The organism is Aequorivita antarctica (assembly GCF_007997155.1).
GTDB lineage: Bacteria > Bacteroidota > Bacteroidia > Flavobacteriales > Flavobacteriaceae > Aequorivita > Aequorivita antarctica.
The window spans coordinates 1-25,019 of the sequence record NZ_VORT01000005.1 but is presented as its reverse complement, the minus strand read 5'-3'; the positions used below and the strand labels follow the sequence as shown (position 1 = coordinate 25,019).

Annotated in this window: 24 protein-coding genes and 1 tRNA gene; 12 read left to right on the top strand and 13 right to left on the bottom strand. The window is 38.6% G+C overall.

The annotated features are described in order from the left end of the window. Position 1 precedes the first annotated feature (1 nt). From ESU54_RS08230 to xrtF, 5 genes are all read right to left on the bottom strand, one after another. The gene (locus ESU54_RS08230; RefSeq protein WP_111844483.1) at positions 2–2,509 is read right to left on the bottom strand and encodes a heavy metal translocating P-type ATPase; all 2,508 of its coding nucleotides are present in this window, start codon (positions 2,507–2,509) and stop codon (positions 2–4) included. Positions 2,510–2,622: 113 nt separating this feature from the next. Next, complete coding sequence (locus ESU54_RS08225) at positions 2,623–3,042, bottom strand: HYC_CC_PP family protein (protein WP_111844482.1); 420 nt, start codon at positions 3,040–3,042, stop codon at positions 2,623–2,625. A gap of 55 nt (positions 3,043–3,097) precedes the next feature. Then, on the bottom strand, positions 3,098–3,640 hold the full coding sequence (locus tag ESU54_RS08220; protein ID WP_111844481.1) for a DUF3347 domain-containing protein: 543 nt from the start codon (positions 3,638–3,640) through the stop codon (positions 3,098–3,100). Between the two features lie 37 nt (positions 3,641–3,677). Continuing rightward, positions 3,678–4,112: an exosortase F system-associated membrane protein gene (locus ESU54_RS08215; protein ID WP_111844480.1), complete on the bottom strand. Its 435-nt coding sequence runs from the start codon at positions 4,110–4,112 to the stop codon at positions 3,678–3,680. Then, complete coding sequence (xrtF, locus tag ESU54_RS08210) at positions 4,109–4,654, bottom strand: exosortase family protein XrtF (RefSeq protein WP_111844479.1); 546 nt, start codon at positions 4,652–4,654, stop codon at positions 4,109–4,111. Before xrtF ends, ESU54_RS08215 begins: the two co-directional genes overlap by 4 nt. 98 nt (positions 4,655–4,752) lie before the next feature. On the opposite strand from xrtF, the gene ESU54_RS08205 reads away from it, so the two are divergent. Then, on the top strand, positions 4,753–5,208 hold the full coding sequence (locus ESU54_RS08205; protein WP_111844478.1) for a GAF domain-containing protein: 456 nt from the start codon (positions 4,753–4,755) through the stop codon (positions 5,206–5,208). Positions 5,209–5,353: 145 nt separating this feature from the next. Here ESU54_RS08205 and ESU54_RS08200 read toward each other — a convergent pair whose 3' ends face one another. Further along, positions 5,354–6,610: an ABC transporter permease gene (locus ESU54_RS08200; RefSeq protein ID WP_111844477.1), complete on the bottom strand. Its 1,257-nt coding sequence runs from the start codon at positions 6,608–6,610 to the stop codon at positions 5,354–5,356. Positions 6,611–6,739: 129 nt separating this feature from the next. On the opposite strand from ESU54_RS08200, the gene purH reads away from it, so the two are divergent. The 6 genes from purH to rodA all read left to right on the top strand — a co-directional run bounded on the left by purH (position 6,740) and on the right by rodA (position 13,911). Further along, the gene (purH, locus tag ESU54_RS08195; protein ID WP_111844476.1) at positions 6,740–8,272 is read left to right on the top strand and encodes a bifunctional phosphoribosylaminoimidazolecarboxamide formyltransferase/IMP cyclohydrolase; all 1,533 of its coding nucleotides are present in this window, start codon (positions 6,740–6,742) and stop codon (positions 8,270–8,272) included. 63 nt (positions 8,273–8,335) lie between these two features. Further along, entirely contained in the window at positions 8,336–9,364 is a 1,029-nt protein-coding gene (locus tag ESU54_RS08190) for a rod shape-determining protein (RefSeq protein WP_111844475.1), read from the top strand. A gap of 102 nt (positions 9,365–9,466) precedes the next feature. Beyond that, on the top strand, positions 9,467–10,297 hold the full coding sequence (gene mreC / locus ESU54_RS08185) for a rod shape-determining protein MreC (RefSeq protein ID WP_111844474.1): 831 nt from the start codon (positions 9,467–9,469) through the stop codon (positions 10,295–10,297). Continuing rightward, positions 10,284–10,793, top strand: coding sequence for a rod shape-determining protein MreD (locus ESU54_RS08180; RefSeq protein WP_111844473.1), 510 nt, complete (start codon positions 10,284–10,286; stop codon positions 10,791–10,793). Before mreC ends, ESU54_RS08180 begins: the two co-directional genes overlap by 14 nt. Next, the gene (gene mrdA / locus ESU54_RS08175; protein WP_111844472.1) at positions 10,790–12,655 is read left to right on the top strand and encodes a penicillin-binding protein 2; all 1,866 of its coding nucleotides are present in this window, start codon (positions 10,790–10,792) and stop codon (positions 12,653–12,655) included. Before ESU54_RS08180 ends, mrdA begins: the two co-directional genes overlap by 4 nt. Beyond that, positions 12,655–13,911 (top strand): rod shape-determining protein RodA, encoded by a 1,257-nt coding sequence (rodA, locus tag ESU54_RS08170; protein WP_111844471.1) that lies wholly within the window; start codon positions 12,655–12,657, stop codon positions 13,909–13,911. The genes mrdA and rodA overlap by 1 nt, the downstream gene beginning before the upstream one ends. 54 nt (positions 13,912–13,965) lie before the next feature. On the opposite strand, the gene ESU54_RS08165 is transcribed toward rodA, so the two are convergent. The 3 genes from ESU54_RS08165 to ESU54_RS08155 form a co-directional block, all read right to left on the bottom strand. Further along, on the bottom strand, positions 13,966–14,781 hold the full coding sequence (locus ESU54_RS08165) for a DNA/RNA non-specific endonuclease (RefSeq protein ID WP_111844470.1): 816 nt from the start codon (positions 14,779–14,781) through the stop codon (positions 13,966–13,968). A 10-nt stretch (positions 14,782–14,791) separates the two neighbouring features. Next, complete coding sequence (locus ESU54_RS08160; protein WP_111844469.1) at positions 14,792–15,898, bottom strand: ABC transporter permease; 1,107 nt, start codon at positions 15,896–15,898, stop codon at positions 14,792–14,794. A gap of 63 nt (positions 15,899–15,961) precedes the next feature. After that, entirely contained in the window at positions 15,962–18,178 is a 2,217-nt protein-coding gene (locus ESU54_RS08155) for a carboxy terminal-processing peptidase (RefSeq protein WP_170253269.1), read from the bottom strand. A 179-nt stretch (positions 18,179–18,357) separates the two neighbouring features. Here ESU54_RS08155 and surE point away from each other — a divergent pair, with 179 nt between their 5' ends. From surE to coaD, 3 genes are read left to right on the top strand one after another with little or no spacing between them, the layout of a single operon-like run. Then, positions 18,358–19,134, top strand: coding sequence for a 5'/3'-nucleotidase SurE (surE, locus tag ESU54_RS08150; protein ID WP_111844467.1), 777 nt, complete (start codon positions 18,358–18,360; stop codon positions 19,132–19,134). Positions 19,135–19,170: 36 nt separating this feature from the next. Then, positions 19,171–19,458: a hypothetical protein gene (locus ESU54_RS08145; RefSeq protein ID WP_111844602.1), complete on the top strand. Its 288-nt coding sequence runs from the start codon at positions 19,171–19,173 to the stop codon at positions 19,456–19,458. A gap of 55 nt (positions 19,459–19,513) precedes the next feature. Then, positions 19,514–19,969 (top strand): pantetheine-phosphate adenylyltransferase, encoded by a 456-nt coding sequence (gene coaD, locus ESU54_RS08140; RefSeq protein WP_111844466.1) that lies wholly within the window; start codon positions 19,514–19,516, stop codon positions 19,967–19,969. Positions 19,970–20,043: 74 nt separating this feature from the next. Here coaD and rpsT read toward each other — a convergent pair whose 3' ends face one another. From rpsT to proS, 3 genes are all read right to left on the bottom strand, one after another. Further along, positions 20,044–20,295, bottom strand: a complete 252-nt coding sequence (gene rpsT / locus ESU54_RS08135; RefSeq protein WP_111844465.1) for a 30S ribosomal protein S20 — start codon at positions 20,293–20,295, stop codon at positions 20,044–20,046. A 27-nt stretch (positions 20,296–20,322) separates the two neighbouring features. After that, positions 20,323–20,394, bottom strand: a tRNA-Glu gene (locus ESU54_RS08130). 80 nt (positions 20,395–20,474) lie between these two features. Further along, complete coding sequence (gene proS, locus ESU54_RS08125; protein WP_111844464.1) at positions 20,475–21,950, bottom strand: proline--tRNA ligase; 1,476 nt, start codon at positions 21,948–21,950, stop codon at positions 20,475–20,477. Positions 21,951–22,022: 72 nt separating this feature from the next. Here proS and ESU54_RS08120 point away from each other — a divergent pair, with 72 nt between their 5' ends. Beyond that, a complete protein-coding gene (locus ESU54_RS08120; RefSeq protein ID WP_146743990.1) occupies positions 22,023–23,072 on the top strand; it encodes a hypothetical protein in 1,050 nt (349 codons plus the stop codon). A 125-nt stretch (positions 23,073–23,197) separates the two neighbouring features. Next, complete coding sequence (locus ESU54_RS08115; protein ID WP_146848101.1) at positions 23,198–24,727, top strand: OmpP1/FadL family transporter; 1,530 nt, start codon at positions 23,198–23,200, stop codon at positions 24,725–24,727. Between the two features lie 172 nt (positions 24,728–24,899). On the opposite strand, the gene ESU54_RS18245 is transcribed toward ESU54_RS08115, so the two are convergent. Continuing rightward, positions 24,900–25,019: T9SS type B sorting domain-containing protein (locus ESU54_RS18245; RefSeq protein ID WP_146848100.1), on the bottom strand; the 120-nt coding region annotated here is incomplete at its 5' end.

The window sequence follows — 25,019 nt, the reverse complement described above, 5'->3', positions numbered from 1 at the left end:
TTTAAATTTTTGCTCCACGTAACCGCAATGCATTAGTAATTACCGAAACCGAGCTGAAACTCATAGCGAGCGCAGCAATCATTGGTGATAATAGAATTCCGAAAAAAGGATACAGCACTCCGGCAGCAATTGGCACGCCGAGGGTGTTGTAAATCAGCGCAAAAAAGAGGTTTTGTTTGATATTGCCCATCACTTTTTCACTTAGATGAAAAGCTTTTACAATGCCGTGCAAATCGCCTTTTACCAAAGTTATTCCAGCGCTTTCAATAGCTACATCGGTGCCCGTTCCCATCGCTATGCCAACATCACTTTTTGCCAAAGCAGGTGCATCGTTTATTCCGTCGCCAGCCATTGCAACTTTTTTGCCCTCCGCTTGTAATTTTTCAACTACTTCCAGCTTATTCTGAGGCAGCATTTCAGCTTTAAAATCGGTGAGATTCAATTCCGAAGCCACTGCTTTTGCGGTATCGTAATTATCACCGGTGAGCATTATAACCTGAATCCCTTTTTTCTGAAGTTCTGCAATTGCCATTTTGCTATTTTGCTTTATTTTATCAGCAATCACAACATAACCCACCACTTTTCCATCCACGGAAAGCATCGGCACGGTTTTGCCTTTTTTCTGTTCTTCAGATATTTCTTTTTGAAGAACTTGGGAGATGTCTGCGACAGCCTCTTCCATCATCTTTTCGTTACCGAGAGCAACTTGTTTTCCGTTGATAGTTCCAACAACACCTTTTCCTGTAACCGATTTGAAGTCGATGGTTTTTAAAATTTCAGAATTTTTTTCCTTTCCATATTTTACAGTTGCATCTGCCAATGGATGTTCACTGTTTTGATTCAGCGAAACAATATATTGAAGCACTTCTTCCTTTGAAATATTTTCAGAAACACCCACTTTCTCAACGGAAGGTTTTCCCTCGGTAATGGTTCCTGTTTTGTCAATAATCAAAACATCTATTTTGTTAAGTGTTTCAAGTGCTTCGGCATTTTTGATGAGCACTCCATTTTGAGCGCCCTTCCCAACTCCAACCATTACTGACATTGGTGTGGCGAGCCCCAAAGCACACGGACAGGCGATTATTAAAACTGCAATAGCGTTGACTAAGGCATACACATATGCCGGATCAGGCCCAAAAACCGCCCAAACTACAAATGTGATTATTGAAATAAGAACTACAATCGGCACAAAATATCCCGAAATTTTATCGGCCAATTTTTGGATTGGTGCGTGGCTTCGGCTGGCTTTGTTTACCATTTCTATTATTTGTGAAAGTAGGGTATCACTTCCCACTTTTTCGGCTTTCATCACAAAGGTCTGTTTGCCATTGATAGTTCCGGAACTAACTTTATCTCCTTTCTCTTTTGAAACGGGAACAGGTTCACCGGTAATCATCGATTCGTCAATAGAGCTTTCACCTTCCAAAATACTTCCGTCCACGGGGATCTTTTCACCCGGTTTTACACGGAGTTTATCACCAACTTGTATTTTGTCGATTGCAATGGTTTCTTCTTTTCCGTCAACAATTCGAACCGCTTTGTTGGGGGCCAACTTCAACAATTCCTTAACTGCGGAATTGGTACGGTTGTGCGCACGAGCTTCCAAAACCTGCCCCATTAAAACCAAGGTAAGAATCACCGTCGCCGCTTCAAAATAAACGTGGACAGTTCCCATTTCGGTTTTGAATTGAGCGGGAAAAAAGTCTGGAAATAACATCCCAAAAACGCTAAAGGTCCAAGCCACACCAGCACCGATTCCGATGAGGGTAAACATATTGAGATTCCAAGTTTTAACAGAACGATAAGCACGTTCAAAAAACATCGCAGTGGCGTAAAAAACCACGGGAATTGATAAGCCGAATTGAATCCAATTCCAATTTCCCATTGGCATCCAATTATACAGCGGATTATTTGGAATCATTTCAGACATTGCTATTAGAAAGATAGGAACAGTAAAGGCGACCGCCATCCAAAACTTTTTGAGCAAAGTTTTATAGCTTTTGTTTTCGGCAGATTCATCAACCTCCTTTGGCACCAAATCCATCCCACAGATGGGACAAGAACCTGGTTCGTCGCGAATTATTTCAGGATGCATCGGGCAAGTGTATTCCGTTGCGGAACTTGTTGAAGTTTTTGCTTCTTCAACCAAATCCATTCCGCAAACTGGGCAATCGCCTGGTTTATCGTACGTTTTTTCACCCTCACAGTGCATTGGGCAATAGAAAGTGCCAGAGCTACTTTGCTTGGCTCTTTTCTCTTCTTTTTTCACTTGATGCTTTTGCGAGGCTTCAGCATCGTCGGGAAGGGAAATACTGTAACTTCCGCCATCGTCTTCTAAAGCTTTTTCAAAAACTTTCAATGGAATATGCTTTTCCATTTCAATGACCGCTTCTGCTTTTTCGAGATTTACCGATGCTTTGGAAACACCTTCAATTTCGTTTAAAGTTTGTTCTACGTGTCCTCTGCAGCCATTGCAGGTCATTCCGTGTATTTTATATGTGTGTTTCAAGTTTATTTGATTTTAAATCTATATTTCAGTGAATTGCTGTTGCTACATCCTTAAACGCACAACAAGTATACATTTCAAATTAATGAAACGTAGTTACTAAAAGGTTTACAAAATCAAATCAGGAAAGTCTCGTATAGAATATTTAAATCCTGTTCGAGTGGTGGCGGATTGTAATCCGCAAAGAAGATTTTTTCAGTGGAAGCAATTTCAACTTCCTGCAATACAAAGATTGAAACAAAAGTAGCTACAAAGGTTTTGCTCAGTTTTAAGTCGAACGAGGCTTTTGCAAAATTATCGTCTGTGTGTATTTTGGTTATATGGTTTTTACAGCAGTCGTGGGCTTCGCGAGCAGCAGTTTTATCACCACAATCCGAATCTGGAGCATCCGTCTCCATTCCGCAGTAAAGATGTTTTTCACCCAATGTAATTTCAGCCATCATTTCCATCCCACTGCAGAAATGCTGGGCATAGGCAATCCCTGAACTGCTGGCTAGCATCAGTACGGAGAGAAATATGGAGAAGGCTTTTTTCATTGAAATACAAAAGTACAAAAAAAGCCTCCCGAAAAATTGGAAGGCTTCGTTAAAATTATTTTACTTTGGAATCCACTCTACCGCATTTCAGCATTTTATCACCAAAATAGGGATTCAGGATATCTTCGCTACTGCTGATCCAATAGGCGCCTTTATTGTTGAATGCCATTGGGCAAAATTGTTTGTACAGTGTTCCAGATTTTAAAGCTCCTTTCAGTATATTTTCGAGTCCGTTACTCAAAGCTTCAAAATTTTCCCGTTGCACTTTTATGTCGTCAGAACCTGCTATTGCAGAAACTGCATTTTGGGTGGCTTCGTCCGCATTCATTTCTTTTAGCGTTTCCTGCAGTTTTGAGGCTGCAATGGCTGTTTTGGAAGCGTCTGTATTTACCAGTCCCACTTCAATCAGCAAATATTGATCAAAAATTTCTTCTATTTTAGGGTCGTTGAATTCGGCCTCTGTTTTAGCTATTTCGTAGGTTTTTGTCTCGGTGTTTTCTACGGTCACAACTTCGGGCTCCGTTTGTTTTGTGGTGTCTTTGCAAGATGAAACTGCAAATGCTGTAATTGCGAAGAAAATAAGCGGTAATTTTTTCATTTTTAAATAAATTTAGAGACGCAAAGGTATTAAAATTTCATCGGGATTTATATTTCTGAAAATAAAAAGCCGGAAGCAAAAGAAGTAAAAACAGTGGTTGAATAAGAAACCTGCGTACATAGAACAAAACCATATGGCTAGCAGTTCCTTCTGAAGTTAAAACAATGAAACTAAAAGCTATGAAAAGTACAACAAAGAAAAAACCATAAAGAATTGCCGAAAACTTAATAATTTCCTTATCCCTAAAAACAAGCCAAATTATTGCAAGTGAAAGGATAGTATTCATTATAAATCGAAATACTATACCCGCTAAGAGCCTAGACATATCCATCTTTGGAAGCGGTAAGATTTTGTAATCCATTTTAAAAAACTCTAAAAGTGGATCATAAAAAAGTGTGTCTTCAAAAGCACGTATTAGCACCAAAAAACTTGCAAAAACAACAACGCCCAATATCTTAAGTGGTTTTTTCATTTAGGCAAATTTGGTTTCAACATCCGCACCCAAATCATCCATAAAATAAAAACCAAACTATAAATTATGCCTGGAAAAACTACGGAATGCAATATGTTCTCATACTGTGGATATTTATAAAGTGCGACTGTAAGAATTGCGATTCGTATGATATTCACAATATAAATCAACACAGCTCCAGCGAAGAGAAACAGGAAGGTTTTTTTAAATTTTTCAGCAAAAGCGATGACAAAAGCAACAAATAACACAATAACACTAACAGAATTGCAACCTTCAACAATACTCACAGTATATTTATTATCGATGGTCAACAACATTCCCTGCCCCAAAGAATCTTTCCATAAAACTGGATTGTAACCCAAACTATCAAGCACCGCAGCGCTTTGCTTTGCAACAAGATTCGTGATGTAATCTGGGAAATACGCTCCATTTTCTGAAGCTTTCAAATAAATTGAATACAGAATTCCAAGAACCAAATAGGTCCCTAAAAAAAGGATTACAAACCGAATAACGGCTTTATATTTTCTGAAGAGTTTTCTCAATGGCTTGGGCTACTTTTTTAACAAAAATACAGTAATTGTTTTTGGTGTATATGGTCGTTTTAAAATACTTTTACCGAAGTAATCAAGAACTAAAAAATATGTCCTTTTCACATTTAAAGCCGAAAGTAACTACCATTTTGGCTAACGACCGCGAGAACAAAGACCAACGATTGAAAGAAGTTTGTGAGCTTTTGCAGTCTTCCATTGGATATTATGATTGGGTTGGATTCTATTTTGCAAACGAGGCAGAAAAAACACTTCACCTAAAAGCTTTTGCAGGAGAGCCCACCGACCATACTGTTATTCCTTTCGGAAAAGGGATTTGCGGACAAGTAGCCGTCTCAAACTCAAATTTCGTGGTGCCTGATGTGAAAGCACAGGACAACTATATTGCTTGCAGCATAACCGTAAAAGCTGAAATTGTAATCCCGCTTTTTAAAGACGGAAAAAACATAGGCCAAATAGATATCGATTCGCATATGGAAGATCCATTTTCTGAGGAAGATGAACGCTTTTTAGAATGGGTGAACGAAGAAGTAGCGAATATACTTTAGTCTTGTAAGTCAATATTTTTGGCACAGCTTCTTTGAAAACTCCAAATAACGAATAAGCACCAAACTTTTAAATTCCAAATTCCAAACATACGATCAATCCGTTTTGGAATATGGGATTTTCTTTTGTTTTTGGAATTTTCGCAATTTACATTCCCGTCCTAATCGCTTCAACCGGATCTAGTTTTGAAGCTGAAATTGCAGGAAGAATTCCTGAAATCAAGCCAATTGCTGCGCTTATTGCCGTACCAATAAACATATTCCACGGCGAGAGTACAAATTCAAAATCGCCCGTAAATTGGGACGCAAGAATGGAAACTATAAACACTAAAAACAACCCTATCAATCCTCCAATTACCGCAAGGATTACGGCTTCAAACAAAAATTGGAAAAGGATAAATTTGTTTTTCGCGCCCAAAGATTTTTGAATTCCTATTAAATTGGTTCGCTCCTTTACGCTAACGAACATAATATTTGCAATTCCGAAACCGCCCACAAGTAGTGAAAACCCACTGATTATAAGTCCAATAATATTCATACTTCCAGTTATTTCGTCAATGAAATCAGCAAAACCCTGCATTTGGTTCACGAAAAAATTACTTATTTCATCTGGTTTCAAACCACGTTTAATTCGGAGTTTTTGCGAAAGTACTGCTATAAATTCTGCCTCGTCCACGCCTTTTTTGGGTTTTACTACAATCTGTGGAAATGTTTTTTTGTTGTTGTCCCCATAAATGCGGCGTACAACATTCACGGGCATCCAAATGGATGTATCTTTTGAATTTCCAAACAAACCCGCTCCCTCCTTCTCCAAAACCCCAATTACATTAAACTTTCTTCCGTAAATCCGTACTTCTTTCCCTATAGCATTTGCAGCACCTCCAAACAATTGATTGGCAATTTCATCACCCAAAACAACGACCATAGATCCACTGTTTGATTCAGAACCATTAAAAAATCTGCCTTCGCCAAGTTTTAAAGCTTCAATATCGTAATAACTGTCAGTAACTGCTCCGATGGGAACATTATCAACCTGATTGTTTTCATACTTTATACTTTCATTCGGAACGTTTAGCGTAAAAGTAGCAGCTTCAATATTCGGGGTATTTCGGTCAATATACTGGTATTCATCATACGTAACATCTGGGAATTGTTGCCATTTCCATCGCGGGATATCTGTTGGCCCAAAATTAAAACGCATAATGATGATGGTACTATTGTCCAAACCACTGATACTACCTTCAATTTCCTGTTTTAAGGAATCAACCGCCGCCAAAACCGCGATGATGGAAAAGATCCCAATCGTTACGCCAACCAAAGAGAGAAAGGTTCGCAATTTGTTGTTCCGAAGCGCATTGAGCGCAAAATTGAAACTTTCCTTTAAAACGCGAAGATAGATTAGCATTAAGATTTCAGATTAACGATTTGAAATTTTGAAAGGGTTGATAAAATTATAAAAAGTAAGACGTTTTCTCTGTGGTTATGTTACAAATTTACTGTGCAATTATGTACTTTTGCACCTTAATTTTCAATAATGAGCAATTCCAAAAAAATTACGTCCGCATTAATTTCCGTTTTTAGCAAAGAAGGGCTCGCCCCAATTGTTAAAAAACTGAACGAACAGAACGTAAAAATCTATTCTACGGGCGGCACTGAAAAATTCATAAACGATCTTGGCATTGAAGTAATTGCGGTGGAAGATATAACAGATTATCCTTCCATTTTGGGTGGCCGCGTTAAAACCCTTCACCCAAAAGTTTTTGGTGGAATTTTAAACCGTCAAGACAACGAAAGTGATGTAGCCGAAATGGAGCAATACAACATTCCGCAGCTAGATGCAGTGATTGTGGATTTGTACCCTTTTGAAAAAACCGTTGCTTCGGGTGCTTCGGAAGCAGACATTATTGAAAAAATTGACATCGGCGGAATTTCTTTGATTCGCGCCGCTGCGAAGAATTTTAAAGACACCATTTGCGTTTCTTCGGTTGATGATTACGCTGAGTTTTTGGAATTAATTTCAGCAAACGATGGCAACATTTCTCTAAAAGACCGCAAGCGTTTCGCCGCAAAATCATTCAACGTTTCTTCAAATTACGATACGGCGATTTTTAATTATTTCAACAAAGAAGAAAAATTATCGGCTTTCAAGATAAGTGAAATCAATGGCCAAGAACTTCGCTACGGTGAAAACCCACACCAGAAAGGATATTTCTTTGGAAATCTTGACGAAATGTTCACCAAGCTTCACGGAAAGGAATTGAGCTACAACAACCTTTTGGACGTGGACGCCGCAGTAAATTTGATGAACGAATTTAAAGGCGAAGATCCAACTTTCGCCATTTTGAAACACAACAACGCCTGCGGAATTGCACAGCGAGAAACCGTGCAACAAGCATATTTAGCAGCCTTGGCGGGCGATTCTGTTTCCGCTTTCGGTGGAATTTTGATAAGCAATGTTGAAATTGACGAAGCTACCGCAAATGAAATACACGACCTTTTCTGCGAAGTAGTGATTGCCCCTTCTTTTTCAGCAAAAGCGCAGGAAACTTTAGAAGGAAAAAAGAATCGAATTTTATTGATTCAAAAAGAAATTGCACTACCTTCAACAACAGTACGCACTTGCTTGAACGGTGTTTTGGTCCAAGATAAAGATACTATTACCGACAGTGCGAAAATTTTAACGCACGCAACAAACAATAAACCAAATTCCACAGAGTTAGAAGACTTGTTGTTCGCTTCCAAAATTTGCAAACACACAAAAAGTAACACCATTGTTTTGGTAAAGGGAAAACAACTTTGCGCCAGCGGAACCGGCCAAACCAGCCGCGTTGATGCGTTACGGCAAGCAATTGATAAAGCAAAAGCCTTTAATTTTAACCTTGAAGGCGCCGTATTGGCGAGTGATGCTTTTTTCCCCTTTCCCGATTGTGTGGAAATTGCGGACAACGCAGGAATAACAGCAGTAATACAACCTGGAGGTTCTATTAAAGACCAATTGAGCATCGATTATTGCAATTCACACGAAATGGCGATGGTATTTACTGGAACACGCCATTTTAAGCATTAAATTTTATTACATTTGTTAAAACCAAACCTAACACGTTAACCTTCAATACCACCGATTTAAACTATGGGATTTTTTGACTTCCTGACTGAAGAAATAGCCATTGACTTGGGTACCGCAAACACCCTGATAATCCACAACGACAAAGTAGTTGTAGATGCGCCGTCTATTGTTGCACGCGATAGAACTACCGGAAAAATAATCGCCGTGGGCCGCGAAGCCGCGATGATGCAGGGAAAAACACACGAAAACATAAAAACAATTCGTCCGTTGAAAGATGGCGTTATTGCAGATTTTGACGCTAGTGAAAAGATGATAAATATGTTCATCAGCGACATTCCAGCACTTAAGAAAAGATGGCTGAAACCTTCATTGCGCATGGTTATCTGTATTCCCAGTGGAATTACCGAAGTGGAAATGCGTGCGGTAAAGGAAAGTGCGGAACGCGTTAACGGAAAAGAAGTTTACTTGATTCACGAACCAATGGCAGCTGCGATTGGTATTGGCGTTGACATTATGCAACCTAAAGGAAATATGGTTGTGGACATAGGAGGTGGAACCACTGAAATTGCCGTAATCGCCCTTGGAGGAATTGTTTGCGACAAATCTATAAAAATTGCTGGTGACGTTTTCACAAACGATATTGTTTACTATATGCGAACGCAGCACAACTTGTATGTGGGTGAACGTACTGCTGAAAAAATAAAAATCCAGATTGGTGCCGCTACAGAAGACCTTGAACTTCCACCAGACGAAATGGACGTGCAAGGACGCGATTTACTTACAGGAAAACCAAAACAGGTACAAACTTCTTACAGAGAAATTGCAAAAGCACTCGACAAATCCATCCTTCGAATTGAAGATGCGGTAATGGAGACGCTTTCGCAAACGCCACCTGAACTTGCCGCTGATATTTACAACACCGGAATTTATCTTGCTGGCGGTGGCTCTATGCTCCGCGGATTGGACAAAAGGCTTTCGCAAAAGACCGATCTTCCGGTGTATATTGCTGAAGATCCTTTGCGCGCTGTAGTTCGCGGTACCGGAATTTGTTTGAAAAATCTGAACAAGTACAAAAGCGTGCTGATTAAATAGTTTTCGGAAGAATTTAATTTCACTGAAAAGATTTAAAAGAATAGTTGCCCATTTATGGCGTTGCTCCCATTAGAAAGCAGAATTTATTAACCCCACAAAGCAATGCAGCAGATTATATTTTTCTTCATTCGGAATAAAAATTTCCTGTTGTTTGCCGTGCTTTTTACAATTTCCGTAGCGCTCACCATCCAAACTCACAATTATCACAATAATAAGTTTATAAGCTCTGCCAATTATGTTACAGGCGGGGTTTATTCATACAAAAATAGCATTACAGATTATTTTTCACTGGGGAAAGAAAACGAACAGTTGCTTCAGGAAAATTTAATGCTTCGGAAAAAGCTGGACCAATTTAAGGAAGTAGTTGTTTTTGAAAAGCTGGACAGCACCCTTCTTCCTAATAAATATGAATATTTTACCGCACGCGTTATCAATAACAACTATTCGAAAACCAAAAACCAACTCACGTTGGACAAAGGCAGAAAAGATAGTATAAAAATAGATTTGGGCGTTATTTCTTCCAAAGGAATTGTGGGCATTGTAAGTGATGTTTCAGAAAACTATGCAACCGTCCAATCTATTTTGAATACAAAAAGCAGGATTAATGCGAAGCTAAAAAAATCCAGCCATTTCGGATCGCTTATATGGAATACTAAAGACCCAAACGTTGCACAATTAATAGATATTCCAAGACTTGCGAAGTTGGAAAAAGGCGATACAGTTGTAACTGGAGGAAGATCTACAATTTTTCCTGAAGGGATTTTTATTGGTACCGTAAAAGATTTTCATCTTGATAACGATGACAATTATTATTATGTAAATATTGATCTTTTTAATGATATGACGAGTCTTGAGCAGGTTTACTTAATTGAAAATAAGGAAGCACAAGAAATTATAGAACTGGAAAAAAGAATGGAAGATGAAGAACAATGATGTTGTTATAAATATAGTTCGGTTTATCGCACTTGTTTTTCTTCAAGTACTGATGCTTAACAATATAAATCTTGCAGGTTACATAAATCCCTATCTATATATCTTCTTCATTTTGATGTATCCATTGGACGGAAACAAAGGGCTTTTAATATTTTTAAGTTTCCTTTTGGGACTATCCATCGATATTTTTGAGGATTCCGGTGGCGTTCACGCTGCGGCCTGTGCTTTTATAGCCTACATTCGCCCAGTAGTTTTAAAATATTCGTTCGGCGTTAGCTATGAATACAACAGTATAAAAATTAAAAAAGCCGACCCCATGGAAAGGCTAACGTACATTTCTTCTTTGGTTTTTATGCACCATTTTGTGATGTTTTCTTTGGAAATTTTTAGTGTAAAGCACATACCACTGTTACTTAAATCTACGTTGTTTTCTGGGATATTTACCATAGTTTTGGTAGTGTGTACCTTGATTTTGTTCAATAGAAAATCTACATGAGAAAAATTGTACTTATAGCATTGGTTCTTATAAGTGGCCTACTTTTTACGGCCAGGCTTTTCTATTTGCAAGTTTATGATGCTTCCTCAGACTCTCTTGCTCAAAACAGTGCCATTAAGGTAATGTACGACTATCCACAGCGAGGTTATATGTTTGACCGCAACAATAAACTTTTAGTTTCAAACCAGCCGTCGTATGATGTGATGGTGATTCCAAAAGATGTAAAACCTTTGGACACTTTGGAGTTTTGTGGTTTGCTAAAAATAACCAAAGAGGAATTCAAGGAAATATTGCACAAAGCGCGAGTGTACTCACCACGTCTTCCTTCAGTAGTGCTTCCTCAATTGAACAAGGCCGATTATGCTTCTCTTTCGGAAAAAATGCACAAATATGAAGGGTTTTACATTCAACGCCGCTCCCTTCGCGAATATCAAGTGGACCATTCAGCAAATGTGATGGGCTACATTGCAGAAGTAAACAATGCTATCATCGAAAAAAATTCCTATTACCAAATGGGCGAACTTATTGGAACCGCTGGTGTTGAAAAGGAATATGAAGATGTACTTCGCGGAATAAAAGGTGTTAAATACATTCAGAAGGACCGTTTCAATAGAGACATTGGCCCCTATAAAGAAGGTGTTTTTGACACCCTCCCTGAACGCGGAAACGATATTCAACTTACTATTGACGCTACTCTTCAAAAATACGGACAGGAACTGATGGTTCATAAAAGAGGCGGTATTGTTGCCATTGAGCCATCTACGGGCGAAATTCTGGCATTGATTACTGCGCCCAGTTATGACCCGTCTCTTTTAGTTGGGCGTGAACGTTCGAAGAATTTTACAAAATTATGGTATGACACTTTAGCAAAGCCCTTGTACGATCGGGTTTTGATGGGAGAATATCCCCCTGGATCGCCTTTTAAAACCTTGATTGCGCTTATTGGCCTTCACGAAAACGTGGTTACTACTGAAGATGCTTTCTCATGCTACGGTGGTTATAGGTATGGCAACCGAATATTGGGGTGCCACCACCACCCTAGCCCCTTATCAATGATTGGCGGGATAGCCAACAGCTGCAATGCCTATTTCTGCAATGTTTATAAAAGAGTGATTGATAAATACCCAACCCCACAGGAAGGGATTGATGCCTGGAGAAATGACCTCATGAGTTTTGGTCTAGGAGACTTTTTGGGGTATGATCTTCCCAGCGGAAAAAAGGGTAACATTCCCACATCAAAATATTATAACAAGATTCACAAATTTCCTGAACACAAGTGGTCTTCCTTGGCGACCATTTCCAATGCTATTGGGCAAGGGGAAGTTTTGCTCACCCCGATGCAAATGGCAAATTTTACAGCAGCAATTGCCAATCGCGGTTATTATTATACACCCCACATTATAAAAAATATAATAGGGCCAGATACCATTCCGAAGAAATTTACTGAAAAACATTACACCGCAGTGGAAGAGAAAGATTTCTATCCTGTTGTGGAAGGAATGCATCAAGTTTATCAGCGAGGAACAGCGGCTTCAATTCAAATTCCTGGCATTGAGATGTGCGGGAAAACTGGAACCGCAGAAAATTTCACCAAAATTGGCGGGAAACGCGTTCAGCTTACAGATCATTCCATTTTCGTAGCATTTGCGCCAATGGACAATCCAAAAATTGCTATTGCGGTATTTGTGGAAAACGGATACTGGGGTTCACGCTGGGCAGGACGAATTGCTGGGCTTATGGTTGAAAAATATCTAAAAGGTGAGATTACGCGTACCGATATGGAAAAATATGTGCTGGAAGGAAGCCTCGAAGCAGAATACGCCAAACCTTACAGTGGTCAACCCTTTTCAATAAATCGTTAATGGCAGCAAGCAAAAGTTATGTTCGTTTTGACTGGTTGATGATTTTTATTTTCATTGCCTTGGTTGCAATGGGATGGGTAAATATCTATTCCGCCTCTCTTAGCGATAGCGCAAAAGGTTTTTTCGATTTTGACCAAATCTATGGCAAACAGATGATTTGGATAGGCTTAAGCGTTATTATAATTATTTTTGTGCTCGCCATTGAATCCAAATTTTATGAACGTTTTGCTAGTGTTATTTATATAGTTTCTTTAATATCACTCGTGGGGCTCTTCGTCCTCGGTAAAACAATTGCTGGTTCCACTTCTTGGTATGATTTCGGAGGCGTAAGTATCCAGCCCAGTGAATTTGTAAAGGCCACTACGGCTTTAGCACTTGCAAAATATGTGAGTGATATTCAAACTAATATGAAGGATTTAAAGAACCAGTTAGGAGCCCTTATTATTATTGCCCTACCCGCAGTTTTAATTATCCTTCAACCAGACCCTGGAAGCGCGCTTATCTATGCTGCGTTTGTTTTTCCGCTTTACAGAGAAGGACTTCATGGGGTTTATTTGCTATTGGGTCTTTTTGCGGTTATGCTTTTTGTATCAACACTCGCTTTTGGGGCGGTTTGGGTTGCCGTTGGCGTAGTTCTATTGACTGGAATTCTATTTTATCGGAATAGAAGAAAACGTCCTAGCATTATAAAATACATTCTAATTGCGGTTGGTTGTATTGCCTTCGCATTTTCTGTAAGCTATATTTTCAACAACGTTTTTAAGCAGCACCACCGTGACCGTTTCAACATTGTATTGGGAAAAGAAGTCGACGCCCGCGGAATTGGTTATAACACCAACCAAAGCGAAATAGCAATTAGCAATGGCGGCTGGCTCGGAAAAGGCTGGACACAGGGAACACAGACCAAAGGAAATTTTGTGCCTGAGCAACATACTGACTATATTTTCAGCACGGTAGGCGAAGAATGGGGCTTTTTGGGAAGTATGATAGTTGTACTGCTGTTTGTTGCACTAATAACAAGGATTATCTATCGGGCGGAAAAACAAAAAAATCAATTTGGAAGAGTTTATGGTTATAGTGTCGCGGCAATTCTCTTTTTGCACTTTTTTGTGAATATCGGGATGGTAACAGGCATTTTTCCAACCGTTGGGATTCCGCTTCCCTTCTTTAGTTACGGAGGATCGGCCTTGTGGGGTTTTACTATTTTGCTCTTTATTTTTGTAAAGCTGGATGGGGCGAATTATCACTACGCATAGCAAACTGAACTTACCGTCAACTGCAACTGGATACTGATAACAGCGTACTGACCACTATTTCCTACCCCAAGCTTTTAAATCAATTGTATTTTCCATTGAGTTTTCAATGGAATCTGGCAATTTCGGGAAAAAATCAATTCCGGTTTTAGCTTCAACTTCATCAATGGAAATGGCGTATTCATAAAAAGAATCGCTAGAAGGTTTATTCGGAATAACGAACGCGATGGCTTTATAATTGCCATTGGAAACATCAACAACTATTTTATAGAATTCATTGGGAACCGATACATTTTCATCGCCAATGGTTTTCATATTTCCTTTTAAAACACCTCCTGTAACAACGTAAACGCCGTCATATTTTTCAGCCCAAAACCTCACTTTCTGCTCCAAGCGGTTCCAGATACCAGCGTTAAAACTATGGTCCTGCGGACTTATATTGCTGGTCAAAAATGTTTCGTTATAAGCTTCAAAAGATATTCTTCTATCACCTGCTGGACATTGATGGCCACGGTCGTAACCCGAATTCTTATAATTGCGCCAATCTGCAGATTTCGTTTTTACACTTTTATCTTCAATAAAATAAGGTCGTTCAAATTCATTTTTTGAAAGGTCGCTTTTAGCCAATTCATAAGCCACCCACTCTGCCTGTTCGTCTTTTTCGGAATAGGAAAGTGTGAAAAAATTGTGTTTCACAATGGCTCCCGTAGTTGATGCAGGAAGGAAAGAGTCGTCAAATTCATTTGAATTTCCTCGCTTTACTATTGAAGTATTAGCGACTGAATTATTGTCTTTTTCGAATAAATCGTCAGCATAATAGAGTACAACTGTTACGATTATAATTACTAAAGGGTAAATGTATTTTCGGTTCATTAAAATTCAATTAATTATTCCGCACATCCATCGCATCGCGCAGGGCATTTCCTATTAACATAAAAGCAGTGACCAAACTCATAATGGCCAGCCCAGGAATTAGGGCAAGATAGGGTTTTCCTAAAATAATATAGGCGTAGTGGTCTTTTATAATACCGCCCCAACTTGGCATTGGCGGCTGTGCTCCGATTCCCAGAAAAGAGAGCCCACTTTCAATAAGTATAGCTCCCGCAAAATTGGCAGCAGAAATAATGATAACAGGTGCCATACTATTTGGCAAAATATGATTTACAATTATTCTGAAATCATTAAAACCCAAAGCCCTTGCAGCGGTTACGTATTGCATCTGTTTTACGCCCATAACCTGACCGCGGACTACGCGAGCAACTTCTACCCACATTGTGAGCCCTACGGCTATAAAAACCTGCCAAAAACCTTTGCCTAGCGCCAAGGTGATAGCAATCACCAAAAGCAAAGTTGGAATAGACCAAGTAACATTGATAAGCCACATTATTGCAGCATCCACTTTTCCTCCAAAGTAGCCAGCAATGGCTCCCATTGTGACTCCTATTACTAATGAAATGAACACGGCAACAAAACCAATAGCCAATGAAATCCTAATGCCTATTAACATTCTGCTCAGCAGGTCGCGACCGTATTTATCGGTTCCGAGAAGGAATTTTTTTTCTGAAATGTATTTCTTTGAAATTTCTTTAACTGAGCTTGCATTGGGGAAATGTGAAATTGCATATCCTTTTTCAAGACCGTCAGTTCCATCTGGTGTATACTCTGTTATTTCGATTGAACTTTCCGTCAAATAAAATTTCGAAATAGGAATTTCCGTATCCGCATTCTTTTTTCCGAAGAAGAATACCGATAATGGATTTTGCGCTTCCACAGTAGCGGGAATGGTTAACATCTGCACAGAAAATCCCGGATTTTTAGAATGGATGGAAAGATGCATTTGGTTTGCGTTCTGTGAATTATCTGGCGCCAAGGCATACGCAAAAATCGCAACCAACACACAGAGCGCTAAAAAACCCAAACTAAAAACGCCCCAAAAGTTTTTTTTGAACTTTCGGAGCGCTATTCTGGTTAATGAAGTGGAGTTTTTCACACTTCAAATTTAGTAAAATTTAGCTTGTATCATTAAGAAACAAGCATTGGCTTCAACCTTTTATTAATTTTTAATATCAGCTACTTTTCCAGCTTTAATATTATTGAGCTTTAAATCTTCAAGCACATTGATAGCCTCTTCAATATACATATCCTTAATCAGGTTTTTGTGCCATCTTTTGCGCTTATCAGATAGGGTTGTGTCTTGCTTCATCAATGCTGTTTCATAAGGCAAGGATTCAAAAGTTAGGTGATTGTCGTATTTATCAATCGCTTCAAAACGTTTGGTTTCCTGTTTGCGTTTATCAATATCGGCGCTGTAATCTTTATAATTAAGGTTTACCTCTTTTTCATCTCTACGTTCCCTTATCCATTTTGCATTATCATCGATTAATGTCAAATGTTCGTTTTGAGCCATTCTAGCTTTGCTTTTTTGAATAGTTTCGTCGTAATCAATGTAACCGTCCCAAACAGTATATTTTGCAGCATCAATTTTATCATAGGGCAACGGGTTTGGGTAATCTCTTTCGCCTATATCAATATAACTGTATCGATCTGGCATAACCACATCGCTTTTTACACCTTCCAATTGGGTTGAACCACCATTGACACGATAGAATTTTTGGGAAGTTATTTTCAAAGCGCCCAAATCGCCCATGTCATTTTTACGGAGCCATTGGTTCAGGTCTATAACATTCTGTACAGTTCCTTTTCCATAGGTCTGCTTACTACCAATGATTATTGCGCGTTTGTAATCCTGCATTGCAGCGGCCAAAATCTCTGAAGCCGAAGCGGAAAGCTCGTTCACCAAAATAACCAATGGGCCGTCCCAAACCACTTCGCTGTCTTTATCCTCAAGTACTTCTTTATTTCCTGCTGAAGCAACTTGCACAACTGGCCCTTTTTTTATGAACAGACCTGCAATATCCACAGCAGTTCTTAAAGATCCGCCGCCATTGTCGCGAAGATCCAAAACAAGACCTTCCATGCCTTGTTCTTTTAGGCGGATGATTTCTTTTTTAACATCTGTGGCTGCATTTCTTTCTTTGTAATTTTCCATATCAAAATAGAACTGCGGCAGATTTATTAATCCAAATTTGCGGTCGTCCTTTTCAATAAATGAAGATTTTGCATAGGTTTCTTCAAGCTCAACAATATCGCGGGTAAGGGTTTTGTCGGAAATTGTTCCGTCCACATTTTTTATTGTCAACGTAACTTGGGTCCCTTTTGGACCTTTTATTAATTTCACGGCGTCATCAATACGCATACCAATTATGCTTACGGCATCATCTTCATTTTCTTGTTTTACTTTTAAAATAGCATCGCCCACTTCAATTTTTTCACTTCGCCACGCTGGGCCCCCGCCTATAACTTCAATCACCGTGATATAATCGTTTTTCTTTTGAAGCCTTGCTCCTATGCCTTCCAGCTTTCCTGACATTTGCAGATCGAACCTGTCTTTTTCTGGCGGTGCAAAATAGTTGCTGTGCGGATCGTACTCTTCAACAATTGTGTTTAAATAAATTGAGAAATAGTCCTTACGTTCCAAATCTTTGGTGAAGTCAAAATATTCATCCAAGGAATTTTTTGTGGTTTCGCGAGATTTCTTTTCAAGTTCTTCCAAAGACTTTGGCTCAAAAGGTTCCTTTGCTTCTGTCTTAGACTTTTTGTCAGTTTTAGAAAAATCTGTATCACCTTCAATATCGTTATCGGTAGCTTCTTCAGATGAAGTAATGCCCTTTTTTTTGTTCTTTTGATCTTCTACCAAATCATAATAACCCGAAAGTGTTGTGAATTTTAATTGTTGTTTCCAGCGCGCCTTCAAATCTTTCTTAGATTCGGCATAAGCCAATTTATCATAATCCACATTGATGGTTTCCTTTTCATTAAAATCAAAAGGTTTGCTCAAAACTTCGGGATAGATCTTTTTCACATCTTCCATACGCTCCTGAAAACGACCGTAAACCAAATCGAAAAACGAAAGATCTTTATTTTTAATTTGGTCATCAATCTCAGTTTTGTATTTGCTGAATTCGGCAATATCAGAAGCTATGAAATATCTTTTTAAAGGGTCGAGTCCATTTATGAAGTTCTCATAAACATCTGCCGAAAACTGATCGTTTATGTCTTTCGGATCATAATGGCCCTTTTGAAGCACGTATGTTATAAGGTCTAATAGTAGTTTGTCTTTATCGGGATCGTTAAATTCCTTGGTTGTAAAACTGCAGGAAGCTACAGAAACAAAAACAACAAGAAACAAAACTTTAAAATTCTTCTTCATTATGCGCATAGTGGTAGTATATTTTAAGAGTGCCTAAATTATATAAAAAACCGTGCCATTAAAGGATTTGGGTACTAATTTTTTGTTAAACAACTTTATTCAATTCTGAATTCTAATCTCGATGGCTATCGAGACAGAATTAATAAATGTATTTTTGTTTCTTAAAATTTTAAAAACCAATGTCCAAAAAAAGACCGCTCATTTTAGTAACCAATGACGATGGCATAAACGCTCCTGGCATTAGAACCTTAATTGAAGTAATGAACACACTGGGCGACGTTTGCGTAGTGGCTCCAGACTCACCGCAAAGTGGTATGGGCCACGCCATAACCATTAACGATGCTTTGTACTGCAATAGTATAAAGGTAATAAACGGAGAACCCCATAAGGAATACAGCTGCAGCGGTACTCCTGTGGATTGTGTTAAAATAGCAGTAAACGAAATTTTGAAACGCAAACCAGACCTTTGTGTTAGCGGCATAAATCACGGAAGCAACTCGTCCATCAATGTAATTTACAGCGGAACAATGAGTGCTGCCGTTGAAGCAGGAACGCTGGGTGTACCGTCTATTGGATTTTCGCTTTTGGACTATTCTATGGAAGCCGATTTCAAACCTTCAAAAAAGTTTGTAAAATCCATTACCGAGCAGGTTCTTAAAAATGGACTTCCAAAAGGCGTTGTATTAAATGTGAATATCCCCAAATTGGATGCTTCCGAAATAAAAGGCATCAAAGTTTGCCGGCAGGCCAATGCACATTGGGAAGAGAAATTTGACAAGCGTACCAATCCGCTGGGACGCGATTACTACTGGCTTACTGGAGAATTCGTAAACGAGGACAAAGGCGAAGACACCGATGAATGGGCGCTACACAATGGTTTTGTATCAGTAGTTCCTGTACAGTTTGATCTAACCGCCCATCACGCAATGAAAGAGCTCAATACTTGGGATTTATAAATGCTGATGCTAAAAAACATCCAAAATGAAATAAATATGAAGCCACACATAAAGGAAATATTGATTGGTTTGGTGATAGGTTTGGCGGCAAATATGGCCGGCACCTATTTATACATCTTCTTTTTTTCAAAACTCAGCTTGGAATCAACGCTAGAAGCAGCATTGGAAAGTGATTTTCTGGGAAGCTTAATCGCTTTAGGTGCAATTTTGAACCTAATCGTTTTTTTTATCCTTTTAAAAAAGAACCAAAACTATCGAGCTAGAGGTGTTGTATTGGCCACGGTAATTGCAGCGCTGGCAATTTTGATATCTAAATTTTTCTGAAAAAGAAACCGGTTTCACTTTTAACTCATTAACTTAGTAAACAAATAACTTAAAAATGAGACGCGCAGTTTTTCCTGGAACTTTTGACCCCATTACTCTTGGACATGTTGATATAATTAAACGTGCACTCCCACTTTTTGATGAATTGATTATTGCCATTGGCCTAAACGCTGATAAAAAGACGATGTTTTCCTTAGAAGAAAGAATCCATTTTATTGAAAAATCTTTTCAAGGCGAATCGAAAATTACGGTAAAAAGTTATTCCGGGCTTACTGCAAAATTCTGCATTTCAGAAAAAGCACAGTTTATAGTTCGCGGTTTACGGAATACTACAGATTTAAATTATGAGCAACCCATCGCGCAGACCAATTATAAAATGGCGCAGGTAGAAAGCATCTTTCTAATTTGTTCTCCGGAAGTTTCAAATATATCTTCAACCATTGTGCGAGATGTGATGCGAAATGATGGCGATTTTTCTGGTTTGGTTCCAAATTCGGTTAAAAAACAATAGTCTTTCCAAAATCTTCAACAAAAAAACCCTTCCAGTTTCCTGAAAGGGTTTTCAAAAAGTTTAATCAAAAAAAATTATAGCGCAGCTACATGCTTAGCCATATTCGATTTTAAGTTGGAAGCCTTATTCGTGTGAATAATGTTTTTCTTCGCCAATTTGTCTATCATAGAAACAACTGCTGGAAACATAGTTTCAGCCTCTTTCTTGTCAGTAAGTTCTTGAAACTTCTTCATGGCGTTACGGGCAGTTTTGTGCTGGTAACGGTTACGCAAGCGCTTTGCCTCGTTGCTTCTTATTCTCTTTAATGCTGACTTGTGATTTGCCATTTTGTTTTTGTTAAATTCTAATTTTTGTAGTCCGTAGGGGAATCGAACCCCTGTTACCAGGATGAAAACCTGGCGTCCTAACCCCTAGACGAACGGACCATTTTAATTTTTTAATGCGGATGCAAAAATACAACTATTTTTGAATGCCGCAAATCATAAATTACTTTTTTCAAAAAAAATTAATAAGCCCTTGCAAATAGCACTTTCCGAGCCGAGGGGTTTCCTGTAACCATGCAGACTCCAGCCTCAATACTTCCATCCAAAGGAATACATCTTATTGTGGCTTTAGTTTCGTTTTTAATTTTTTCTTCTGTCTCTGTTGTTCCGTCCCAATGGGCTAAAATAAATCCACCTTTGGAGTCCAAAACCTTCTTAAACTCCTCATAAGAAGCTACTTCAGTAGTGTTTTCAGCTCTGTGGGAAACAGCTTTCTTATATAGATTATCCTGAATTTCATCCATCAATGAAACTACTTTTTCAACTACATTTTCATTGTTAATGAATTCTTTTTGGAGTGTATCACGTCTGGCCAATTCCACAGTTCCTTTTTCTACATCTTTTGGGCCAATGGCAATTCTGATTGGAACGCCCTTTAATTCATATTCATTGAACTTCCAACCTGGCTTATGTGTATCACGATCGTCATACTTTACTCTAATTCCTTTAGAGCGCAATTGCTTCATCAAATCCTTAGCTACTTTATCTACGGCTTCAAGCTCTTCATCTTTTCTATAGATAGGAACGATAACCACTTGATCAGGAGCCAGATTTGGTGGCAAGACCAAACCATTGTCATCACTGTGAGTCATAACCAAAGCACCCATCAATCTTGTGGAAACACCCCAAGAAGTTGCCCAAACATAATCAAGAATCCCTTCTTTGGAAGTAAATTTTACATCAAAAGCCTTTGCAAAGTTCTGACCCAAAAAATGGGATGTTCCAGCTTGAAGTGCTTTTCCGTCTTGCATCAAAGCTTCGATACAATAAGTTTCCAGAGCTCCAGCAAAACGTTCGCTTTCAGTTTTTGTTCCTTTTATAACCGGAATAGCCATATAATTCTCAGCAAAATCTGAATACACATTCATCATTTGTTCTGCTTCAGCTATTGCTTCATCTTTGGTTGCGTGAGCTGTGTGTCCTTCTTGCCATAAAAATTCAGTAGTTCGCAGAAACAAACGCGTGCGCATTTCCCAACGCACCACATTTGCCCATTGGTTTATTAAAAGCGGAAGATCTCGATAAGATTGGATCCACTTTCGGTAAGTATCCCATATGATGGTTTCTGAAGTTGGGCGAACAATCAGCTCCTCTTCCAATTTGGCATCCGGATCTACAATAACTCCACTACCATCTTCGGCGTTTTTCAATCTGTAATGTGTAACTACGGCACATTCCTTTGCAAAACCATCAACGTGGCTAGCCTCTTTACTGAAATATGATTTTGGAATAAACAATGGAAAATAAGCATTCTGATGCCCAGTTTCTTTGAACATTCTATCCAGTTCGGCTTGCATGCGTTCCCAAATAGCATATCCGTAGGGCTTAATAACCATACAGCCACGAACTCCAGAGTTTTCCGCAAGGTCTGCTTTGATTACCAGCTCATTATACCATTTGGAGTAATCTTCCTCCCTTGTTGTTAAATTCTTTGCCATAGCCCAGTTTTTGGCACAAATGTTGTGTCTATGTTAAATGATTAGTTATTGTCCGCAAAACTACTTATTTTTATGATGTCCAACAATAAAATTACCATAGATATGTTCACTCAAAATTTTAATATAAAACGTTTCATTCCAATAGCATTGGCAGGGGTTTTTACACTTTTGCTCACATCATGCGGAACATATAACAACGGTTACAATGAAAATGATGGTATTTACGCATCTGGTAACAATACAAATACTGAAGAAGGAAGTACCAACGTTGAAGATCCTTATGAAAGATCAAATTACTATAAGCAATATTTCCAATCAAAGTCTAATGCCTATTCTGATTTGCCAGAAGAAGGAGCTATATTCACTGATATTGATGCCTATTCCACTACCGAAAGTTTAGATGAAGAGGGAAACATAATCATTGAAGAAAATTACAATGAAGAAGGTTATGGGTCTTGGGGAAACAATGCCGAAAACGTTACAATAAATATTTATAACACTGGCGGTTATGGCTTCTATCACAATCCTTATTGGTATGGTGGCTATTGGGGCTGGGGATATCCATATTATGGCTACTCCACACCTTATTGGGGCATAAGTTACGGTTGGAGCTACCCATATTACGGATATGGTTATGGTTACGGTTATGGCTACCCATATTATGGCTATGGAAATTATAACCCATATTATAACAATTCATATTACAACGGCGTATCCTACAATCGAGGAAGACGAAACACAGATTATAACAGAACCGAAGCTCGTGGAAGATCAAATGTTTCAACACGAAATTCATCTTATAGCCGCTCGGAAACAACCCGTCGCATAAATAGAAACGATGTTCGAGCAAACACAACACGCTCAACTCGCAGCGGCACTATTCGCAGCAATAATGTTCGCACTACTAGCCCCAATTCAACTCGGGTTATAAGAAATACACCTTCCAACACAACACGAAGCGGCAGTTACTCACAGCCCACAAGAAGCAACAATACTGTTAGAAGTACTACACCAAGTACGAGAAGTAGTAATTCTGGTTCCGTAAGGAGTTCAGGCAGCAGTGGCAGTTCTAGTAGCGGAAGTACTCGAAGCAGCGGAGGCGGAAGAGGAGGCCGTGGCTAAAATTAATTTTCAAAATATACTTTTTATAAGTTTAATATGATGATGCCCATTGACCATTTCAAACTAAACCGAAATGATTATTTTGGGCATTATCATTTCCTATTTTTTTAAAATATTTTATTCCTATGAAAAAAATACCATTCTTTATAATAGCTGCCTTCACTATGGCAATCTCCCAAGCTCAAAACACAACAGATGGCCTGCGTTATAGTACCGAACAAAACATTGGAACTGCTCGTTTTACAGCGCTTAGCGGAGCTATGGGTGCTTTGGGTAGCGATTTTTCTGCAATTAACGTAAACCCTGCTGGAGGGGCGGTTTTCCTAAATTCAAACCTGATGTTTTCTGCCTCTTTGTTTGATGTGGAAAACAAAGCAAATTATTTCAACAACAGTGAAAAAAGTTTTTCAGACGACGTTGCCATAAATCAATTGGGAGGCGTGTTCGTTATAAATAATTCAAACGAAGAATCTGCTTTTAAAAAATTCACGATTGGATTGAATTATAATACTACAAAAAGTTTTGACAATGAACTATACATTGCAGGAACAGGAAATAATTCCATCGGAAATTTCTTTTTAGAACAAGCGCAAGGCATTCCTTTAAATCTATTGGAAACAAATGGAAATGAATCTATTTCTTCAAAATATTCTTACTTAGGCGGGTTAAATTTACCCGGTGCCCAAAATGCATTCTTAGGCTATCAGGGCTTTCTTTTTGATCCAGTTGACCCAAACGATCCTTCAAACACAGCATATATTTCAAATATCGCCGATGGAAGTTTTAAACAAGAGTATGCCTATCTTTCACAGGGATACAACAGTAAATTTTCAATAAATCTTGCCACACAGATTACCGATAATTATTTCTTAGGAATTAATATAAATACACATACCCTAGATTTCGACCAAAGTTCATTTCTACTTGAAACCAACAGCAATCCAGGCTCCACAGTTAATAGAGTTGGTTTTGAAAACAATCTTTCGGTTACGGGAGCCGGAATTTCTGCTCAAATTGGAGCTATTGCGAAGCTTGCAAACAATTTCCGCCTTGGTTTAAGTTTTGATTCACCCACTTGGTATCAAATCTCTGAAGAAACAACCCAATATCTTGAAAGCCGGCGTGTTTTTGAAGGTCAGTCTATTTACCAAGAAGTAGATCCCAGAATAATTAATGTTTATGAAGATTACACACTTCGTACACCCGCAAAGGTTACAGCCAGCGCCGCCTATATTTTTGGCCAAAAAGGATTGATTAGTTTTGATTACTCTTATAAAGATTATTCCGCTATCAAGTTTAGCGAAATAAATGACTCCTATAGCTCTTTTTTTAATGATTTAAACAACACTCTTAATAACACACTGAAAGGTGCTTCAGCCTTAAAAGCTGGTGCCGAATACAGAATTAACCAACTTAGTCTAAGAGGAGGTTTTCATTATGAGGAAAGCCCTTATAAAAATACTGAAATAGTTGGAGATCTTACAGGGTTTTCTTTAGGTGCAGGTTATAATTTTGGACGGGTCACTTGCGATCTTGCTTATTCCAGATCAGAACAAGAACGCAACCAAAAGCTATATTCCGTAGGTTTAACCGATGTTGCCAAGATCAATTCCATTTACAGCAATTTTGTAGTATCGCTTGGCTTCAACTTTTAATCATTTTTTTTGAATACTGAAGCATTAAATTTATCTCTGATCAGTTACAATCTTTCTGAAGAAGAGTTAATAAATCCATATTTCAATTAAAAAACAGCTTCGCTAATTAATAGTAAAGCTAAAAGCCCCGCATTATCTGCGGGGCTTTTAATTTTATTACTTGTTTTTCTATTTATCGTTTTAAGGTAAAATGTCCTTTAAATTCCTTTGCGTTTCCGTCCTCGGTGTATTCCACCCGGAACCAGTAGTCGCTCGAGGGCAGCGGTCTGCCGTTATAGGTACCGTCCCATCC